The sequence below is a fragment of the Halomicrobium zhouii genome (genome assembly GCF_900114435.1).
GTDB lineage: Archaea > Halobacteriota > Halobacteria > Halobacteriales > Haloarculaceae > Halomicrobium > Halomicrobium zhouii.
Map to the genome: position 1 here is coordinate 912201 of NZ_FOZK01000002.1, position 17703 is coordinate 929903.

Annotated in this window: 18 protein-coding genes; 8 read left to right on the forward strand and 10 right to left on the reverse strand. The window is 67.5% G+C overall.

Annotated elements, in window-relative coordinates:
* Positions 1–623 precede the first annotated feature (623 nt).
* Positions 624–2189 (forward strand): RtcB family protein, encoded by a 1566-nt coding sequence (locus BM337_RS11710; RefSeq protein WP_089816779.1) that lies wholly within the window; start codon positions 624–626, stop codon positions 2187–2189.
* Between the two features lie 31 nt (positions 2190–2220).
* Here the strand turns inward: BM337_RS11710 and BM337_RS11715 are convergent, their stop codons facing one another.
* A complete protein-coding gene (locus BM337_RS11715; RefSeq protein ID WP_089816780.1) occupies positions 2221–2715 on the reverse strand; it encodes a hypothetical protein in 495 nt (164 codons plus the stop codon).
* Between the two features lie 109 nt (positions 2716–2824).
* A complete protein-coding gene (locus BM337_RS11720; RefSeq protein WP_089817188.1) occupies positions 2825–4015 on the reverse strand; it encodes an acyl-CoA dehydrogenase family protein in 1191 nt (396 codons plus the stop codon).
* 249 nt (positions 4016–4264) lie between these two features.
* Between BM337_RS11720 and BM337_RS11725 the strand changes: the two genes are divergently transcribed.
* Positions 4265–5065, forward strand: coding sequence for an RIO1 family regulatory kinase/ATPase domain-containing protein (locus BM337_RS11725; RefSeq protein WP_089816781.1), 801 nt, complete (start codon positions 4265–4267; stop codon positions 5063–5065).
* 19 nt (positions 5066–5084) lie between these two features.
* Here the strand turns inward: BM337_RS11725 and BM337_RS11730 are convergent, their stop codons facing one another.
* From BM337_RS11730 to BM337_RS11740, 3 genes are all read right to left on the reverse strand, one after another.
* Positions 5085–5639: an NAD(P)/FAD-dependent oxidoreductase gene (locus BM337_RS11730; protein WP_089816782.1), complete on the reverse strand. Its 555-nt coding sequence runs from the start codon at positions 5637–5639 to the stop codon at positions 5085–5087.
* A gap of 40 nt (positions 5640–5679) precedes the next feature.
* Positions 5680–6159, reverse strand: coding sequence for an SRPBCC family protein (locus BM337_RS11735; RefSeq protein WP_089817189.1), 480 nt, complete (start codon positions 6157–6159; stop codon positions 5680–5682).
* Positions 6160–6258: 99 nt separating this feature from the next.
* Positions 6259–7101 carry an HpcH/HpaI aldolase/citrate lyase family protein gene (locus BM337_RS11740; RefSeq protein WP_089816783.1) on the reverse strand — a complete coding sequence of 281 codons (843 nt, stop codon included), beginning with the start codon at positions 7099–7101 and terminating at the stop codon, positions 6259–6261.
* Between the two features lie 166 nt (positions 7102–7267).
* On the opposite strand from BM337_RS11740, the gene BM337_RS11745 reads away from it, so the two are divergent.
* Positions 7268–8251, forward strand: coding sequence for an aldo/keto reductase (locus tag BM337_RS11745; protein WP_089816784.1), 984 nt, complete (start codon positions 7268–7270; stop codon positions 8249–8251).
* A gap of 22 nt (positions 8252–8273) precedes the next feature.
* Here BM337_RS11745 and BM337_RS11750 read toward each other — a convergent pair whose 3' ends face one another.
* Entirely contained in the window at positions 8274–9110 is an 837-nt protein-coding gene (locus tag BM337_RS11750) for an endonuclease III domain-containing protein (protein WP_089816785.1), read from the reverse strand.
* A 94-nt stretch (positions 9111–9204) separates the two neighbouring features.
* On the opposite strand from BM337_RS11750, the gene BM337_RS11755 reads away from it, so the two are divergent.
* Positions 9205–10083, forward strand: coding sequence for an NmrA family NAD(P)-binding protein (locus BM337_RS11755; protein ID WP_089817190.1), 879 nt, complete (start codon positions 9205–9207; stop codon positions 10081–10083).
* A gap of 64 nt (positions 10084–10147) precedes the next feature.
* Here BM337_RS11755 and BM337_RS11760 read toward each other — a convergent pair whose 3' ends face one another.
* The gene (locus BM337_RS11760) at positions 10148–10579 is read right to left on the reverse strand and encodes a DUF371 domain-containing protein (RefSeq protein ID WP_089816786.1); all 432 of its coding nucleotides are present in this window, start codon (positions 10577–10579) and stop codon (positions 10148–10150) included.
* A 25-nt stretch (positions 10580–10604) separates the two neighbouring features.
* Complete coding sequence (locus BM337_RS11765; RefSeq protein WP_089816787.1) at positions 10605–10784, reverse strand: hypothetical protein; 180 nt, start codon at positions 10782–10784, stop codon at positions 10605–10607.
* A gap of 204 nt (positions 10785–10988) precedes the next feature.
* On the opposite strand from BM337_RS11765, the gene BM337_RS11770 reads away from it, so the two are divergent.
* The 4 genes from BM337_RS11770 to BM337_RS11785 all read left to right on the forward strand — a co-directional run bounded on the left by BM337_RS11770 (position 10989) and on the right by BM337_RS11785 (position 15570).
* Positions 10989–11588: a DUF2062 domain-containing protein gene (locus tag BM337_RS11770; RefSeq protein ID WP_245778656.1), complete on the forward strand. Its 600-nt coding sequence runs from the start codon at positions 10989–10991 to the stop codon at positions 11586–11588.
* 148 nt (positions 11589–11736) lie between these two features.
* The gene (locus BM337_RS11775; protein WP_089817192.1) at positions 11737–13569 is read left to right on the forward strand and encodes a glycosyl hydrolase 2 galactose-binding domain-containing protein; all 1833 of its coding nucleotides are present in this window, start codon (positions 11737–11739) and stop codon (positions 13567–13569) included.
* Positions 13570–13819: 250 nt separating this feature from the next.
* Complete coding sequence (locus BM337_RS11780) at positions 13820–14710, forward strand: coiled-coil protein (RefSeq protein WP_089816788.1); 891 nt, start codon at positions 13820–13822, stop codon at positions 14708–14710.
* A 194-nt stretch (positions 14711–14904) separates the two neighbouring features.
* On the forward strand, positions 14905–15570 hold the full coding sequence (locus tag BM337_RS11785; RefSeq protein ID WP_089816789.1) for a LysE family translocator: 666 nt from the start codon (positions 14905–14907) through the stop codon (positions 15568–15570).
* Here BM337_RS11785 and BM337_RS11790 read toward each other — a convergent pair.
* Both BM337_RS11790 and BM337_RS11795 read right to left on the reverse strand, forming a co-directional pair.
* On the reverse strand, positions 15567–16283 hold the full coding sequence (locus BM337_RS11790) for an HD domain-containing protein (RefSeq protein WP_089816790.1): 717 nt from the start codon (positions 16281–16283) through the stop codon (positions 15567–15569). The genes BM337_RS11785 and BM337_RS11790 overlap by 4 nt on opposite strands.
* A 224-nt stretch (positions 16284–16507) precedes the next feature.
* On the reverse strand, positions 16508–17623 hold the full coding sequence (locus BM337_RS11795; protein ID WP_089816791.1) for a DNA-methyltransferase: 1116 nt from the start codon (positions 17621–17623) through the stop codon (positions 16508–16510).
* Positions 17624–17703: the final 80 nt, after the last annotated feature.

The window sequence follows — 17703 nt, forward strand, 5'->3', positions numbered from 1 at the left end:
GCTCGGATAGGGCCCGCTCAGGCCACGCGACCCCACCTCGCCCTTTCATTCCACCAGGAGAGCAAGCTCTCCTGAGCCTTGCGCTCACTCCGTTCGCGCAAGACACCAGGCCCTGCATCGCTCGCGCGATGAAACGCGCGACCGATTGAGTCCGCCACCCCTCCCCGGATTCGCGCCGTCCGGCGCGAATCACGCGTCCTGACCGCTCGGCAACCGCCCGGCCGGGAGGCCGTCTCGTCGGCCGACCCACCGACAGACTCGGCACACCTCGTCTTTCGAGCCCACACTCGCTTCGCTCGCGTGGAAGGGGAAGGGCAGGGCTGTGGTGTGGTGCTGGCCCTGGAGGAATGAAAGGGCGAGGCGTGGTCGGGGAAGCACGGACCCGCAAGCACCGAACGGAGTGAGGCGCGCAGCGTGGTCCGCGCGACCCGAGCGCGCCGAGGGCTTTCTGGGTGTTGGCGGTGTCATTTCTTCCAGCAAAAGTCCCACGAACCACCCGCTCACCACACAGACACACGAATCATCCAGCCTCCACCACTCTCCATCGAAGCGTCTCCCCAGAGAGTCACGCACACGGTCCCGTCAGCTACAAGCCCGCGAGTCGAGTACGGCCACATCACGCTATGGCGATAGAGCTGACGGGCGCGCACACGACGGCGCGCGTGCTGGTCGACGACGACTCGCTGTCCGAAGACGACTCACTGGCCGAGAACGACTCGCTGTCCGAAGACGATTCACTGTCCGGGGACGAGTCGCTGGTCGAAGAGTCGGCGCTGGCCCAGATCCAGGAGCTGATCGACCACCCGGCGTTCACCGAGCCGGTACGCATCATGCCGGACACCCACGTCGGTGCCGGCGCGCCGATCGGCTTCACTATGCCGCTGGCCGAGCGCATCGTGCCGAACATCGTCGGGGTCGACGTGGGCTGTGGGATGGCGGCAGCGAACCTCGGTGACGAACTTCCCCTCGCCGACGCGGAGCGCGAGCGGCGCGTCCGCGAGGCAGTTCCGATGGGCCGCAACGTCCACGACTACGACGACGCACCCCACCTGGTGAACGAGTTCCCGTTCGAGCGGGCCAACCGCGTCTTCGAGCGGTTCGACGAGGCCTTCGAAGCCCGGTTCGGCGAGCACGTCGACCCCATCGAGTTCGACTTCGAGGGGTACGACGGGAAGTACTTCGAGGCGCTCTGCGAGCGCGTGCTGGCCAGCCAGCGCCAGGGGATGGGGCACGTCATCCAGAGCGCCGGCACCCTCGGTGGCGGCAATCACTTCGTCGAGTTCGCCCGCGCCAGGGAGGCGGGCGACTACTGGCTGGTCGTCCACAGCGGGTCGCGTTACCTGGGGAAGTCCGTCGCCGAGTACTGGCAGGCCAGGGCCTCGGACCGGCGGAGCGTCGAGCAGATCCGCGAGGCGATTCCCGACGGCTACGGCGACTACCTCAAGTTCGACCCGGAAACGGTCGAGGGCCGCGACCTCTACGAGTGGGTCACGGGCGGCAAGGGCGAGTCACACATCCGGAAACAGCGAGTCCGCGACGACTTCGAGGGGAGCGACATCGAGGACGCCTTCGACGCGCTGTCGAAGCTCCGGCCGAGCGACGTCGTGGCCGACGACGATGACAGTGACAATAGCGGCGACGCCGCCGACTCTCGCAACACCGACCTCGACTGGCTCGAAGGCCGGGAGGCCCACGGCTACTACGTCGACATGCTGTTCGCCCAGCAGTACGCGCGCTGGAACCGCGAGCGAATGGTCGACGCCATCTGTGAGGCACTCGGCGTCGAACCGGCCGATCGGTTCCAGTCCATCCACAACTACGTCGACTTCGCGGACATGACGATTCGCAAGGGCGCGACGCCCGCCCGCGAGGGCCAGCGCCTGGTCGTCCCGTTCAACATGGCCGACGGCTCGCTGCTGGCCCGGGGGAAGGGCAACGACGAGTACCACCAGACCGCGCCACACGGCGCTGGCCGAACGATGAGCCGCGGCGCCGCCAACGAAACCATCGGGATGGACGAGTTCGCCGACGCGATGGACGGTATCTACTCCGAATCGGTCGTCGAGGCGGTCCGCGACGAGGCACCGATGGCCTACAAGCCCGCCGAGGCCATCGCAGAGGCCATCGAACCGACCGCCGAGGTGGTCGACTGGCTAGAGCCGGTTCACAACCTGAAGGCGACGGAGTGAGGATCGCTGGTCCGAGCCGCTCGCTCCCGCCTCAGGCGTCGAGCGGACCGGAAACCGACGACACCGACGGGACGAGGCCGTCCGCGTCGACGGTCTGGACCGTCGACCCGTCGATCTCGACGGTGACTTCGCTGATACTCCCGGGAATCACGGCCGTGACGACGACTCGCGAACCGGTCTGGCACTCGCCGTGTCCCGGGAGCGCGGCGGCCGCCGTCGCAGCGTCTCGGTCCGTTGCGTCGAGCGAGAGGACCAGCCGCTCGCGGCGTCTGTCGGCCGAAATAACGGGGACGTGATCCGCATCGTGGGCGACGGTGGCGTTCATCGTCAGCGTCGTTCCGTCGGCCGCTCGGGACGCCTGAATCCACCCGTCTGCCGGGAACGGGCCGCTATCGAGGCACGTGGGCGCCGTGGTCGTCACCGAGAGGCCGTCCGTTCCGGCCGCGGATCCGCTGGGGTCCTTCCCGGCGACGGTTATGCTCGCCGGGCCGGTGACGAAGGCGAGCACGACGAGGAGGGCAGCCACCACCGAAACCCGACTCCACCGTACTGACACAGTTGCGGATGTCTTCACCGAGACGACACAAAATAATTGAGGTTTCGGCACCGGAAACTGGCGTCACTCCCCGTCGTCGCTACAGCCCCAGTTCCCGCCCCAGCACCATCCGCTGTATCTCGCTAGTTCCTTCGCCGATCTCCATGAGTTTGGCGTCCCGGTAGAACCGCTGGGGCGCGAAGTCGGTGGTGTAGCCGTAGCCGCCGAGCACCTGGACGGCGTCCTCGGCGACCTCACGACAGATCTCGCTTGCGTCCAGTTTCGCCATCGAGGAGATCCGGGTCACGTCCTCGCCGTTATCGTACGCCGTCGCGGCCTTGTGCGTCAGCAGCCGCGCCCGTTCGATCTTCCGGTCCATCGCCACGAGCATGTCGCGGACGGCGTCGAACTTCCCGATCGGCTGGTCGAACTGTTCGCGCTCCTTCGCGTACGCGAGCGCCGCCTCGAAGGCGCCCTGGGCAAGCCCCACGGAGAGCGCGGCGATGGAGATGCGACCGCCGTCGAGCGTCGCCTTCGTCTGCTCCCAGCCCTCGCCCTCCTCGCCGAGCAGTCGGTCCGCGGGAATTCGGCAGTCGGTGAACTGTATCTCGCAGGTCGGCGAGGCGTTGAGCCCCATCTTGTCCCACTCCGTCGTCACCTCGAAGCCGTCGTCGTTCTCGGGGTCGACGATAAACGTGGAGATGCCGTCGTAGCCCGCGCCGGGTTCCGTGACGGCCTTCACGAGGATCGAGCCCGCGACGGAGGCGTTGGTGATGAACTGCTTGGTCCCGTTCAGGACGTACTCGCCGCCCTCGCGCCCGGCGGTCGTCTCATCTCCTTCGGAGTGAGACGTCGCTGAGCTCCGCTCAGCGGTAGTCTCCATGTCGCTGGCGTCGCTCCCGCTCCCCGGTTCGGTGAGCGCCCAGCCGCCGAGGTACTCACCCGTCGCCAGCGGCCGGAGCCAGCGTTCTTTCTGTTCGTCGTTCCCGAAGTTCTCGATGGGCTTCGACGCCAGCGACGTGTGCGCCGCGTAGGAGAGGCCGACGCTCCCGGACACCCGCCCGAGTTCCTCCGTCACGAGCGCGTACATCAGCTGGTCGCCGCCGAGGCCGCCCCACTCGTCCGCGACGGGGACCCCGAGCATATCCAGGTCGGCGAGCTGGTCGAATATCTCCGCAGGAAACCGGTGTTCGTCCTCGATCTCCTGGGCTATCGGTGCGATCTCGGCCTCGCAGAACTCGCGGACGGAGTCGCGGATCATCCGGTGCTCGTCCGGGAGGTCGAAGTTCATGGAGGTTGAGTTCATGGAGGGTGCTTAGTTCCGTGGGAACAAATAGCATTTCACGCACCCGGTGGTTCGACAGGAATTGTCGCGACCGATGCCACGATGACCGTCAGCAATCCGAAAGCCCCGCCTGATTGGATTGCCACGTCGGGCGGGGCTTTCGAGTTGTTGGCAGTTCTGTTCTCTGGTTCACGTCGAACACTCTATCCCCTAGAACCGAACCACTATGGCGGTCCCACACGTTACTGTGAGCAGATGGCGTTTCGCCGATTCCTCCGCGGTCGCGTCCCCTGGGAGACACTGGAGGGGGTCGTGGCCGAGGTCGCGCGCCGGTACGACCAGCCCGGGGTCCGTGTCGAGTTCCTGGAGGCGGACAACTGGCTGTCGACGCCGATGGTGGTCGACGACGAGTGGTTCGTCAAGGTGGTCACCGAGCAGAACTCCGTCGTCCACGCACTGTTGACGGCCGGCCGGAACCTGGGGGCGTTTTCCTCCGGGCGCGAGGGCTTTTTCGAGCACTTCGGGACGCCGTACGAGATGGCCGAACACGAACTCGAAGCGACGCGGAAGATGCGCGAGATCGGCGTCAACGCGCCCGAACCGGTCGAGGCCTTCGAGTACGACGGCGTCGGCGTTCTGGTGCTGGAGTACCTGCCCGAGTTCGAGACGCTGGAGGAACTGGACCCCGACGTCGTCGCCGAGCACGCGCCGACGGTGTTCGACTTCCTCCACCGGATGCACGAGGCCGGCCTCGCCCACGGCGACTTCCGCGGCGAGAACGTGCTCGTCTCCGGCGGCGACCTCTACTTCATCGACGCGACGAACGTCCGGGACGAGGCCATCGAGGACGCCCGGTCCTACGACCTGGCCTGCGCGCTCGGGGCCCTCGAACCACTGGTCGGCGCCCGCGTCGCCGTTCCCGCAGCGGCGGCTCACTACGACTCGGCGGCGCTGCTCTCGGCCGAGGAGTTCCTCGACTTCGTCAACATCCGCCCGGACCACGACTTCGACGCCGCGGCGCTCAAGGGCGAAATCGAAAAGGTAGCGACTGCGTGAGGGCTATCTTCGGCGAGAGTTACTCGGCGTCGGCGGGGACGTCGAAGTCGTGGAAGTGCTCCCCCTTCTCCTTCGAGAGGATGTTCAGCGCCGCGGCCGCCCCGTCACCGGCGGCGATGACCGCCTGCCACTCCTCGGCCCGGACCATCGCGCCGGTGGCGTAGGCGTCCGCGACGGAGGTCTCCATGTCCACGTCGACGTCGACGACGTCCTCGTCGGTGAACGCACAGCCCAGACTCTCCGCGAGATCGCGCTTGGCACCGGTCGCGAGGACGAGGTACGGCGCTTCGTGCTCGCCGTCGTCGGTCGAGACAGTGAAGCCGTCGTCGCTCGCGGCGACGTCGGTGACCTTCGCTTCGTGGAGGTCGGCGCCGAAGCCCTCGGCCTGGGCTCGAGCGTCCTCCACGAACTGCGTCCCGTCCTCGCTCTCGATGCCGAGGTAGTTGAACAGGTGCGCCTTGTGCATCCACGTCTCGTCCGTGTCGAAGACGACGGTGTCGAGGTCGTTCTTCGCGGTGAACAGCGCGGCGCTCAGGCCAGCGGGGCCGCCGCCGACGATCAGGACGTCTGTCATACGATCGAGTGGGGCCCACTCCGAGAAAAAGATGTGGTACCTAGCCGAGGAGTTCCCGCGTCCGGCGGTGCCGGTATCGGAACATCGGTTCGAAGCCGACGACCGCGAAGGGGTCGACGACGCGACCGACCGGACCGCCGAGGAGTTCGTACTCGACGCGGTCGTGGACTAGCGTCCCCTCGCCCTCGGCGGAGAAGCGGTGGGTGTGCTCCCAGGACGCGAAGGGACCGTCGACCATCTCGTCGCGGAAGAGCGCGTGTCCGTCGCGTTCGCGCCGGTCGACGATCACCGAGGTCCAGCGCTGGCGCGGGCCGACGCCGAACGGCCGCACCGAGGAGACGATAGTTGCCCCCTTCTCCAGCACGTCAGGGTCCGGCTGACCGTCCGGGCCTGTCGCCTCCTCGATCCGGAGGTGCAGCCAGTCGGGGGTCAGGGCCTCGAGGCCGTCCCCACTGGAGTGAAACTCCCAGACGTCTTCGAGCGGCGCGTCGACGTGCGTGGACCGCTCGTACACGGGCATGCCCGCTGGTTGGGCCTGGAGGTGGAAAACGACCTCGGTGCTGGTCAGTCGACCCATGTTGGCCGGCGGACCGCTGACGGCAGACGGTGTTCGGACGGGTCAGCGACGCTTCCCTTCACCGGCGCGTTCGAGGATCCGTTCGGCCTGGTGGATCTGCGGCGCGTCGATCATCTCTCCCTCGACGACGAACACGCCCCGGTCCTCGGCGTCGGCGTCCCGCTTCGCCGTCATGATGGTCCGGGCCCACTCGACCCGTTCCGGGTCCGGCCTGAACGCGTCGTGGATCGCGTCGATCTGTGCCGGGTGGATGGCGAGTTTCCCGTCGTATCCCAGGTGACAGCCCCGGCGGGCGTCGTCCCGGAGCCCCGCTTCGTCCTCGTATTTTGTGTAGTGCGTGTCGATCAGGTCGACGCCCGCGGCCCGACCGGCCAGGACCACGTGCTGGCGGGCGTAGGCCAGTTCCGACCCCTCGGCCGACCGCGTCGCGCCGATGTTGCCGGCGAGGTCTTCGGCGCCGAAGACAAGCGCTGACGTGGGTGCGGCGGTCGCGATGTCGGTCGCGCCCAGGACGCCCTCGGCGGATTCGACGAGCGCGATGACGGGCAGCGGCGCGTTGCGGTTCCGGAGCTTTCGGAACAGCATCCTGACCTCGCTCGGGCCCGACGTCTTGGGGAGCATCACGCTGTCGGGCGCCGCGTCCTCGAGCACGGCGTCGAGGTCGTGGGTCGCTCCAGCGCCGATGGGATTGACCCTCACACACAGCTCGCAGTCGGCGTCGAAGTCGGCGATGGCGTCCCGGACGACCTCGCGTGCGACGTCTTTCCGGTCTGGGGCGACGCCGTCTTCGAGGTCGAACACCACCGCGTCCGCGCCGCTCGTCGCCGCCTTGCGGAGTTTGTCTGGCTGGTCGCCCGGCGAGATGAGGACGCTCCTGCGGACCATAGCCACCGTTCGCACCGAACGTACGTAACTTCGATTACCGATTAGCTCCCAGACTGCTGGTCGACGGATCGTTGAGTCGACACGACCGACGCGTACGGGCTGTCCAGTGCCGGAGAGCAGTGGATGGAGCCAGTACTACTAAGCGGAACCGAACTGAGTACAACACATGGAGTACAAACGACTCGGTACCACGGGACTGGAAGTCTCACCCATCTGCTTCGGCACCTGGCGCTTCGGCAAGGAACACGAGGACAGCGGGGTAATGGAGACCGACCGCGAGGGCGCTCACGAATTGCTCGACGCCTTCGCCGACCGCGGGGGGAACTTCATCGACACCGCGAACGGCTACGGCGAGGGCCGCAGCGAGAAATGGATCGGCGAGTGGCTCGCGGACCGCGACCGCGAGGACTTCGTGATCGCGTCGAAGTGCTACTGGTCCGACGTCTCGCGCTTCCAGGAGAACCTCTCGCGCAAGAACGTCCGCGCCGAAGTCGAGGGGTCGCTCGAAAAGCTGGACACCGACTACCTCGATATCCTCTACCTGCACCGGTTCGACGACGAGACGCCCATCGAGCGCACCCTGCGCACCGTCGACGACCTGATCAGCGAGGGCAAGGTCCACTACGTCGGCATCTCGACGTGCGACGCCTGGAAGCTCGCGAAGGGCCTCTGGAAAGCCGACGTCGAGAACTACGAAGCGTTCACCGTCACGCAGCCCCAGTACTCGGCCACCCACCGCGACCCCGTCGCAAACTATCTGGACGTCTGCGCCGACCAGGACCTCGCAGTGTGTCCCTACTCGCCGCTCCACGGCGGCTTCCTCACCGGCAAGTACGAGCGCGTCGGCGACGGCGAAGTGGAGGCCCCCGACGGCTCCCGGGCCGACCTGGACGAGCACTTCGAGGACTGGTACCTCTCGGAGCGGGCCTGGGACGTCCTCGACGAGGTCCGCGCGGTCGCCGACGAGGCCGACGCGACGCCGGCTCAGGTCTCCCTGCGCTGGTTGATGGACCACGAGCGATTCACCTGCGTGCCGATCATCGGCGCACGGACCGTCGACCAGCTGGACGAGAATCTCGGCGCTGTCGACGTGGAACTCACCGACGAGCAGTTCGAGCGCATCGACGCGGCCGGGCAGGCAGACGCGTAAGCTCTCCGCCGCTTTCGCTTCTTCAGTCGGCCTCCGGCGCCTCGCTCGGGTCGACGACGTCGCCGTCCACGGGGTAGACGCCGACCTGGTCGCACAGGTCCTCGATGGGACAGGCGTCCGGGCCGTCGAGACACGCCGGCTTCCGGGCGGTGCAGTACTCGCGCCCGAACTGGATCATCGCGGTGTGACCGAAGCCGCACTTCTCGCCCGGGACTGTCGCTTCCAGCGCCTCGCGGACGCCCTCGTGGTCCGCGTCGGCTGGCGCGACGCCAAGCCGTCGGGCGATGCGGTGGACGTGGGTGTCGACGGGAAAGACGCCTGGCTGGCCGCCGGCGAACAGCAGGACGCAGTCGGCCGTCTTCGGGCCGACGCCGGTCATCTCCAGCAGCGTGTCCCGCACCTCCTCCGGGTCGCCCTCGCGGACGAATGTGTCGAACCCTGCGGCCGACCCGTACTCCTCGACGACGAGTTCGGCGATTTCGATGATCCGGGCGGACTTCTGGTTGTACAGCCCCGCCGACGAGATGGTCTCGGCGAGGTGTGTCTGCTCCGCGTCGGCCAGCGCGACGGCCAGGTCGGGGTCGTCATCGTGCGCTTCGTTGTCCGGTGCATACCTGTCCATCAAGGCGTCGTGAGCCGGCTGGCTCGCCACGTCGGAGGTGTTCTGGCTGAGGATCGTCCGGACGAGACACTCGAAGGCGTCCCGGCCGCCGTAGGTCTTGGTCCAGTACAGCTGGCCCAGCCTGTCGACGATTTCCTCCGCGCGCGTCGCGGCCTCGGCGGGTTCGAACTCGGCCGCGACCCCGCTGCCCGACGCGCCGCCGCTGATGTTCTCCGTCGGCTCCGGGTCGTCGGTCATGTCCGTCCGTAGCGGCGCGTCGCCAATAACACCTCCCGACTCGGAGACGCTATCGGCCGGCGACTTCTTCACCCTCGCGGTCCGAATCGCGGACATGACAGTTCTCGTTACCGGCGCGACGGGCACCGTCGGGTCCCGCGTCGTCGCCGCGCTCGCCGCCGCGGACGAACCGGTACGCGCGGCCGCTCGCGACCCGGATGCGGCCCGGGAGTCGCTCGACGCCGACGCGGTCGTCACGTTCGACTTCGAGAAGCCGGAGACGTGGGGCGACGCGCTCGACGGCGTCGACCGCCTGTTCCTGGTGCGACCACCGCAACTCTCCAGGGTGGGCGCCATCACCGACTTCGTCGACGCCGCGGAACGGGTCGGCGTCGATACCGTGGTCGTCCTCTCCGTGCTCGGCGCCGAGAAGAACCCGTTGCTCCCCCACCGACGGATCGAGCGCCACGTCGAGGGGACGGGCCTCGACTGGACGTTCGTCCGGGCCTCCTTTTTCATGCAGAACTTCCTCGAGGAGCACCGCGAGGAGGTGCGAGACGGCGTGTTGTTCGTCCCGGCCGGGGAGGGAGAGACGAGTTTCGTCGACGCGCGCGACGTCGCCGACGTGGCCGCCGCAGCGCTGACCGAACCCGGTCACGCCGGGCGTGCCTACGACGTCACGTGCCCCGAAGCGCTGACCTACGACGAGGTCGCCGCGGTGTTCAGCGACGTCCTGGGCCGGCCGGTGACCGACGCGAACCCGTCGCTGCCCGAGTTCGTCTGGGAGACGTACCGCCGGGGGACGCCGCTCGGCAAGGTGCTGGTGATGAGCGCCATCTACACGACGGCCCGGTTCGGCCTCGCGGGACGGGTGACCGACGACGTCCGGGACGTGCTGGGCCGGAGTCCCGTCGACTTCCCGACGTTCGTCAAAGACCACGCGAACGACTTCGCCGTCGAGCGTTCGCCCGCGCCGTCGAACTCCCGAAACTGAGGGGCGTTCTGCGGTATTCGTACAGGCCCGTCTCGAACGAGTTCTCGACTCTGACTCGCCGCCGTCACTCGACGGCGAAGGTTGCGGTCACGTCCGCACCGTCTGCGAGGGCACCGACGAAGTCCCTGTCGAGGTCGGCGGCCGCTTTGTCCGCCTCGACCATCACCGTCCGGTCGTCGACGTAGTCGCTCGTCCGGCAGACGAAGCTGCGGTCGCCGTCGAAGGTCAGGTCGGGGTGGCCGCTGCCCGTGACTGTCTCCGCCTGATCGCCGGCTTCGATGGTCAGCGTGATCGTCGCGTCGGCGTCCCGGCACGCCTCGACGAACGCGTCGTCGAAGTCCGCGGGGACGCGGTCGGCTTCGATGGCGAGGATGCAGTCGCCGGCCGGCGTCAGAAAGTCGTCGCTCGTCAGCTCCAGCGTGCTCGCGTGCTCGGCACTCACGTTCTCGTGTCCGTGCGCGTGGACGATTTCGGTCGTCCCGCCCCGTTCGGTCATACCCCCGCTTTCCCGTCGGCCCACTTCAGCGAGTCGACTCGGAATCGCGTGCGACCGTGACCGTGACGGCGCCACAGCGGCACTCGTAGGCACGCCGCTCGCCGCCCTCGGTCCGGAACGTGAGCGTCGGTTCCTCGGCGAGGCGCCGCTCGCAGTTCTCCCCGTCACACGTTGCCGTCGTCTCGTTCCGGAGTTCCTCTATCATACATCCGAGTCCACGGGGAACGGATATGAAGGTCCGCCTCCCCCGGAGTGGAAGTGAAAGTGTGGGACGGCGCGGGGGTGGACCCGACGAGCGGCCACAGCGTCGAACCCGGGGCGACCGACGGTTGTGAAACGGAGCCACCGTGAGTGGTATGCGAACGCTAGCCGTAACAGTTACAACCACCTTGGAACAACAGGCGCGCAGGTGTTCCAGAGAGTTCGCGGGTCCGTCCGGGAGAACGTCGGTCGTGCGAAGCGCCTGCTCCGCCGGTCGTTCTCCGAGGACCACACGACCGAGGAGGTCGCCCGTAGTTTCGGACTCGGCGTGTTCATCACGATGCTGCCGACGCTCGGTGTCGGCTTTCTCGTCTTTCTCGTCCTCGCGGCCGTCTTCGATAGCATGAGCAAACTCGCGCTCGTCGCCTCCGCCGTCGTCTTCAACCCGGTGGTCAAGTGGGGCGTCTACGGGCTCAGTCTCGGACTGGGGATGTTCCTGCTCGGTCCGGTCGAGGGAGTCACGATGACCGACGCGTCGCTGTCCGCCGCGCCGGCGGTCGTCCTCCGCCTGGTGGTGGGCAACGTCATCCTCGCCGTCGCCGTCGCCGCCGTCAGCTACGTCGTCTCGTTCCGGTTTATCGACCGCTACGCGGACACGGCCGTAGAGTACATCGACGACGTGAGCGACCACGTCACCGCCCCGTTCGGCGGGACGGGCGAGGATCGGGACTCGACCGAGGGCCCGGACGTTGCCCAAGGCGGTGACGACCCCCGGGGAGGCGGTGACGACCCCCGGGGCTGTGACTGACGTCCGGGGCTGTGACTGACGTCCGGGCCGCCGACACGCGCTGGCGTTCTGCCGACTGTGCCGAGAGCGCCGTCTAACGTCAGCGAACGAACCACTACGACGAGGACAGGGGGTAAAGTACATGCCCGCGGAGAACAGCGCAACGTACATGTCGCTGGAGTGGCGAGGTGCGGCAGTCGAACCCGGGTCCGGCGTCCCGTCGGCGACGACGTGGCAGGACGTCGACGTCCCCGGACGGCCGGTGAAGTTTGCCGGTGACGACGCCGTCGCCTATCGAACCGAGTTCGCAGACCCCCGGGAGGCCGACGACGAGCACGCCGTCCTCGTCCTGGAGGGAGTTTTCGCACACGCCCGCGTCTGGCTCAACGGTGCCGAGCTGGCCGAACACGACGCGTACTTCGACCCGCTCCGTGTTTCCTTGCCCGTCGAGGACGAGAACGAACTGGTCGTCGAGTGCCGGGCCCCCGAGGACCGGTTCGGCGGGATCTACGACACCGACCGCGTTCCCCAAAACGCGTCGGTGCCGGGTATCTGGTGGGGCGCGACCATCGAGACCCACCCCGATCCCTACGTCGAATCGCTGAGCGTCGCCCCTCGCGTCGGCAACGGGGAACCCACGGTCGCCGTCGAAGCGACCGTCGTCACCGACCAGCCCCTCGACGACCGGATGACACTGTCGATACGGCCGGAGGGCGACGTCCGCGGCGGCGGGATGATGAACCGCGCCGCCGTCGAGACGGACCCAGGACGGGTGACGGTCACCCACGACGTCGAGGTGCGCGACGGCTCGCTGTGGTGGCCCCACGACCTGGGGGACCAGCCCCGCTACGCGTTACGTGCGAAGCTCGACGATTCAGAGCGGACCACCGTCACGGGGCTCCGGAGCGTCGACTACGACGAGGACGGCCTGCTCGTCAACGGCGAGCGCGTCGCGGCCCGCGGCGTCAACCTGACCGACGCCACCGAGGCGGACGTCGAACGAGCCGTCCGGGCGAACGCGAACTTGGTGCGCGCCCACGCGCACGTCCTCTCTCCCGAGGTGTACGAGGCGTGCGACGAACAAGGCGTGCTCGTCTGGCAGGACCTCCCGCTGACCGGGCCCGGCGAGTTCGACGTCGAGCGCGGGCAGAACCTGGCCGAGCGCCTCCTCCGGGCCCGACGGAACCGACCCAGCCTGGCCGCCGTCTCTGTTCACGACGATCCCACGCCGGACCTCGGCGAGGGGCTCGGAACCGGCGCCGTCGACCGCCTCCGCTACCGCTGGCGCGCGTGGCGGGCGAGTTACGACCGCGGCCCGGTCGACTCCGTCGCCGACGTCGTCTCCGAAGTGCCGACGTTCCCCGTCGTCGGCCCGGCCGGCATCGGGCCGGACGCCGCGACGATCTATCCCGGCTGGACCTTCGGCGAGGCCGGCGACGTCGACTGGCTCTGCGACCGCTTCGACCTGGGGGACGTCGTCGCGGAGTTCGGCGCCGGCGCGCTCGCGGCCGACGACCCGGCCGACGAGACGGACTTCGACGCCGAACGACACGCGGCGCGCGTCGGCAGCGGCGTCGACGAGTCCCAGGACTACCAGGCGGACGTCCTCGGCACCGTCGCCGAACGGCTGCGACTGCGCGGGACGAACGTCCTGGCCGCCTACGCGCTTCGCGACGTCGGCGACGCCGGGATGGGCGTGCTCGCCCGGGACGGCAGCGAGAAGACCGCCTTCGATCGACTCGCTGCGGCCTACCAGCCGGTCCAGGGCGTCCTCTCGGACCCGACGCCGGGCGAGAGCGACGTCGTGGTCATTCACGACCGCCCCTCGCCGGCGACCGTCACGGTCGAGTGGGACGTCGACGGCGAGCGAGAGCAGGAGGAACTGAAAGTGGGCGCCTACGGTCGCGTCGACGTGACGACGATCTCGCTATCGGCCGGCGACGCCGTCACTATCGCCGTGGCCACCGACGACGGCGTGGCGCACAACGAGTACCGTATTTAACGTCTCCCGACGACGTGTGAACCCGTGGCACGCGGCTTCTCGAGGGTGTGAGCGGTCACCACGGTGTTCGTTGTACCGCAATGTTTAAAGGAAATCGACCAGTACCTACAGGTACCAGAACGTCTCCGGCGTTCAGGCAGTATCGCATTCCGCCCAGTATGACAGGGAACCCTTGTTATCGGCGTCAGCCCACTGAGAGGAATACGACTGCCCAGCGCCGTGGCGGTCATGGAATCGAGGATTAACAACAATGGCAGAATCGATAGACGAATCCAAAAACGTAGAAGTCACAGACGAAGATCTCGAAAACAAATCCAAGGGCGAGCTCATCAAGCTCGCCGGCCAGCTCCGCGACCGACGGAACGACCTGAACCAGCTGGCATCCGAGCGGGCGTCCAGCCGGGACGACCTCAACGCGAAGACCCGTGAGAAGGTCAACGAGGCCCAGGAACACCGCGAGAAGCGCGACGAGCTCAACGAGCAGGTCCAGGAGCACAAGGAACAGCGCAACGAGCTCAACGCGGAGGCCAACAAGCTCTTCGACAAGGTCGACAAGATGAAGAACGACCTCGAGCTCGACGAGGGAAAGTCCGTCGACAAGCTCGAGTCCGAAATCGAAGACCTGGAGTTCAAACAGCAGACCGAGGTGCTCAGTAGCGACGACGAGCGCGAACTCATCGAGAAGATCGAGGAGAAACGCGAGCAACTCGCCGAGAAGAAGGAGAAGCTCGACCAGACGGGCGACCTCGACGGCCTCAAGGAGGAGGCAGAGGAGGTCCGCTCCGAAGCCTCGACCCACCACCAGAAGGTGACGGAACTCGCCGACGAGGCCCAGAAGCACCATAACGAGATGATCGAGGCCTATCGCGAGGCCGACGACATCCGCGACGACGCCGACGAGATGCACGAGAAGTTCGTGGACGCTCAGGAGGCGGCCGACCAGCACCACGAGGACTTCGTCCGCGTCCAGAAGCGCCTGCGCGAACTGGACAAGAAAGAGGAGAAGGCCGAGCGCTCCGCCCGCGAGGAGAAACAGGAGGCCGCCAAGGAGGAGGCCGAGGAGATCTACCAGAAGTTCAAGGAAGGCGAAACCCTCGACACCGAGGACCTGATGAAGCTGCAGAAGGCCGGCAAGCTCTAGACCCGGTCTCTTTTCTCTCTACGCCGTTCTCACGACGACGAGCGGCTGCTATCGCTATCGCGTCGGTGACCACTGGCTGACCCGGCCGCACGTCGCGCCAGTCCACTCGCCCTGCGCGGACCGACCGCGCCATGTCACGAGTTCTCAGCACGGTCCCGTTACCCCTTTCACCGCCGATATCGAACGTGCGGGCGATGTCTCTGGCCGCGACGCTGGTCGGTGGTATGGTCTTCGGGCTCGCACTGGCAGCGCCCCCGGGGCCGATGAACGCCGTCATCGCGACGGAGAGCGTGCTCCGTGGCTGGAGCGCCGGTTTCCGCGCTGGTCTCGGAGCGATGCTGGCCGACGTCTGTTTCTTCCTGCTGGCGCTGGTCGGCCTGGTCGCGTTCGTCCAGCGGTCACCGGCCGTCAGGACCGTGCTGTTCGTCGCCGGTGGGCTCTTGATGCTGTACTTCGCGTACGGTGCCGTCGCGAGCGCTCGCTCGTTCGTGGACGACGACGTCGACGAGGGCAAGGGGTTCCGCAAGGCGTTCGTCCTCGCGCTCACGAACCCATTCCAGATCGCCTTCTGGCTGACCGTCGGCGTCGGCTTGCTCGAACCGGGCCAGCTCGACGTGCTGGCGGCCCTGCCCGTCGTCGGCCAGTCGCTCGCCGGACGCGCCGTCGTCCAGACCGGCGAGCCGGCGATAATCGTCGGCCTGTTCGCCGGTGTCGTGGCCTGGATACTCGGCTTTCCGGCGGCGCTCGTCTCGGCCCGGCGACGCGTGGAGTCGGTCGCGCCGGTGGTTGCGTGGCTCTCGGCGGCGGTGCTGGCCGGGTCGGGTCTGCTCTTCCTCGCGGAGGCGGCCTCGCGGCTCTAGTCGCCGCCCATGCCGGAGGCCATGTCGACGACGGCTTCCTCGCCGTCCATCTCGGCTACCTCGCCCTCGAGCCACTCCTGGAACCAGCGGGCGCGCTTGAGACGGCGCTGGAGCACGGCATCGGCGGTCTCGCTCTCGATACGGTCGCGAGCGTCACGGCCCCGTTCGACGACGCGCCCGACCATCTCGGCGGCGTCCATGTGTGAGCGGGCCTCGTACCCCATTCGCAACAGCATCAGCGCCGTCCCGTTGGCGCCGACCTTGTCCAGGATGTCCGCCTCGATGAGACACTGGGTCTCCATCGGCAGGTCCGTCACGTCGCCCTGGTAGGAGTGGTCGCGGATGGCCGTACACACCTGGTCGACGAACGAGTCGGGGTAGTCGCCGTGGGCCGTGAGGTACTCGCGGGCGATGTCCGCACCGGCGTCGGCGTGGACGTCCTGGTCGACCTCGAGTTTCGCCACGTCGTGGAAGAGGGCGGCGACGCGCGTCACGTCGGCGTTCGCCCCTTCTTCGCGAGCGATCTCTCCGGCGAGGTCGACGACGTTCAGGATGTGATTGAACCGGTACTCCGCGGAGTGCCAGGGGTACCACCGCATTCGGCCGCCCTCGTCCTCGTTCTCCACGCTGGCCGTCAGGTAGTCGCGCACGAACGTCTGCATCGCGTCGAATTCGTCGTCCGAAACTGGCGACTCCTGGATCTCAACGCCCACAGAACCACCTCCCAGAACGGATGTCGTTATTCATCTTACAGGGAAAAACGGGCGTTCGACTCTTTAGCGTTACGACAGGGTGCACAACTGCCAGCCACGCCGAACGAAACCTGCCGAACTGTTCGAATTCGCCCGCACGAACGACCGCCGTCACCGACTCTCGCGGTGGACCGTTCGCCTCGTGATCCCTTCCCCGACGTCTCTCCGCCGCCAGTACCGCCGTCTCACGGATCGGAGGGGGAGGTCGCCGATTCCGGCTCCGGCTCCGTCTCTGCCCCCGCCTCCGGACCGGCACGCCCGCCGTCGATTGGATCGTGAACCGCCCGGTACCCGTCCCCGGTCGATTCGACGGCGTCGACGGCGTACAGCCGGATCTGCTTCTCCTGCTTTGTCGTGACCGGGAAGTCGTAGTAGTCGGCCTCGTAGTCGAACTCCCCGCCCGCCTCGCGTTTGTCCTCGACGAAGGTGCGGTGGTCCGCCAGTCGCTGTTCGACCACGTCGCCGGAGAACTCGGGGATCGCTCCGGTCCGGTCGTCGAAGACGCCCGTGAACTCGCCGTCGATCTCGTAGCCGACCGAGTTCCGGCCGGCGGTCATCGCGGCGAGCGTCGTCGTTCCGGTGCCCCAGAACGGGTCGAGGACGGTGTCGCCGTAGACGCTGTACATGTTGATCAGTCGGTAGGGTATCTCGAAGGGGTACGCGGCGGACCGGCTCCGCAACTCGTCGTGGTCCAGCGCCTGGTGTTCCCCCGTGACGTCCTCCCAGACGTCGCTGAACCACTGGTTACGCTCCTCCCAGAAGTACGCCGCGCCGTAGCGCCGATCCGACCCGGGCTCGAAGTCCCGGTGTGCCTTGCCGTTCCGGAACACGAGCACGTACTCGTGTTCGAGCGTCACGTAGGCGTTGGGCGGCAACATCCCGCTGCCCATGAACTTCGCCGCCGAGTTGACGGGCTTGCGCCAGAGAATCTCCGGCAGCGGCTCGAACCCCAGCCCCTCGAAGGCGTCGACGATCCGCGAGTGGTTCTGGAAGACGCGAAAGCTGTCGTCGACCTTTCGCGTCGCGTCGCCCACGTTGACACAGGCGATGCCGCCGTCGACGAGGACGCGCTCGACTTCGGCCCACACGCGCTCCAGTTGCTCGTGCATCGCCTCGAACGCCGCCTGTCCGTCGCCCGCGTCGAGGTGGTCCGCCACCGTCGGGTCGAGCTCCGCGAAGAGGTCGTCCCACATCTCGATCATCGGATACGGCGGCGACGTGACGACGAGTTCGACGGAGTCGTCGTCTACCTGTGCTAGCTCGCGGGAGTCGTCCACGACGACGCGATGCTGCGTTTCCACGTTGGTGGTTCCTCGGAGCGTTGGTTGATAGAGGCTTTGCCTGGCTCCGGCTGTCGAGGTGTGCTCGGCAACGACCGTCC

Coding starts and splice junctions, on each gene's coding strand:
- BM337_RS11720 (WP_089817188.1), bottom strand. CDS start 4,015: ATGAACTTCGACCTCCCGGACGAGCACCGGATGATCCGCGACTCCGTC.
- BM337_RS11755 (WP_089817190.1), top strand. CDS start 9,205: ATGACAGTTCTCGTTACCGGCGCGACGGGCACCGTCGGGTCCCGCGTC.
- BM337_RS11765 (WP_089816787.1), bottom strand. CDS start 10,784: ATGATAGAGGAACTCCGGAACGAGACGACGGCAACGTGTGACGGGGAG.
- BM337_RS11710 (WP_089816779.1), top strand. CDS start 624: ATGGCGATAGAGCTGACGGGCGCGCACACGACGGCGCGCGTGCTGGTC.
- BM337_RS11750 (WP_089816785.1), bottom strand. CDS start 9,110: ATGACCGACGACCCGGAGCCGACGGAGAACATCAGCGGCGGCGCGTCG.
- BM337_RS11725 (WP_089816781.1), top strand. CDS start 4,265: ATGGCGTTTCGCCGATTCCTCCGCGGTCGCGTCCCCTGGGAGACACTG.
- BM337_RS11785 (WP_089816789.1), top strand. CDS start 14,905: ATGTCTCTGGCCGCGACGCTGGTCGGTGGTATGGTCTTCGGGCTCGCA.
- BM337_RS11740 (WP_089816783.1), bottom strand. CDS start 7,101: ATGGTCCGCAGGAGCGTCCTCATCTCGCCGGGCGACCAGCCAGACAAA.
- BM337_RS11780 (WP_089816788.1), top strand. CDS start 13,820: ATGGCAGAATCGATAGACGAATCCAAAAACGTAGAAGTCACAGACGAA.
- BM337_RS11775 (WP_089817192.1), top strand. CDS start 11,737: ATGTCGCTGGAGTGGCGAGGTGCGGCAGTCGAACCCGGGTCCGGCGTC.
- BM337_RS11730 (WP_089816782.1), bottom strand. CDS start 5,639: ATGACAGACGTCCTGATCGTCGGCGGCGGCCCCGCTGGCCTGAGCGCC.
- BM337_RS11745 (WP_089816784.1), top strand. CDS start 7,268: ATGGAGTACAAACGACTCGGTACCACGGGACTGGAAGTCTCACCCATC.
- BM337_RS11760 (WP_089816786.1), bottom strand. CDS start 10,579: ATGACCGAACGGGGCGGGACGACCGAAATCGTCCACGCGCACGGACAC.
- BM337_RS11735 (WP_089817189.1), bottom strand. CDS start 6,159: ATGCCCGTGTACGAGCGGTCCACGCACGTCGACGCGCCGCTCGAAGAC.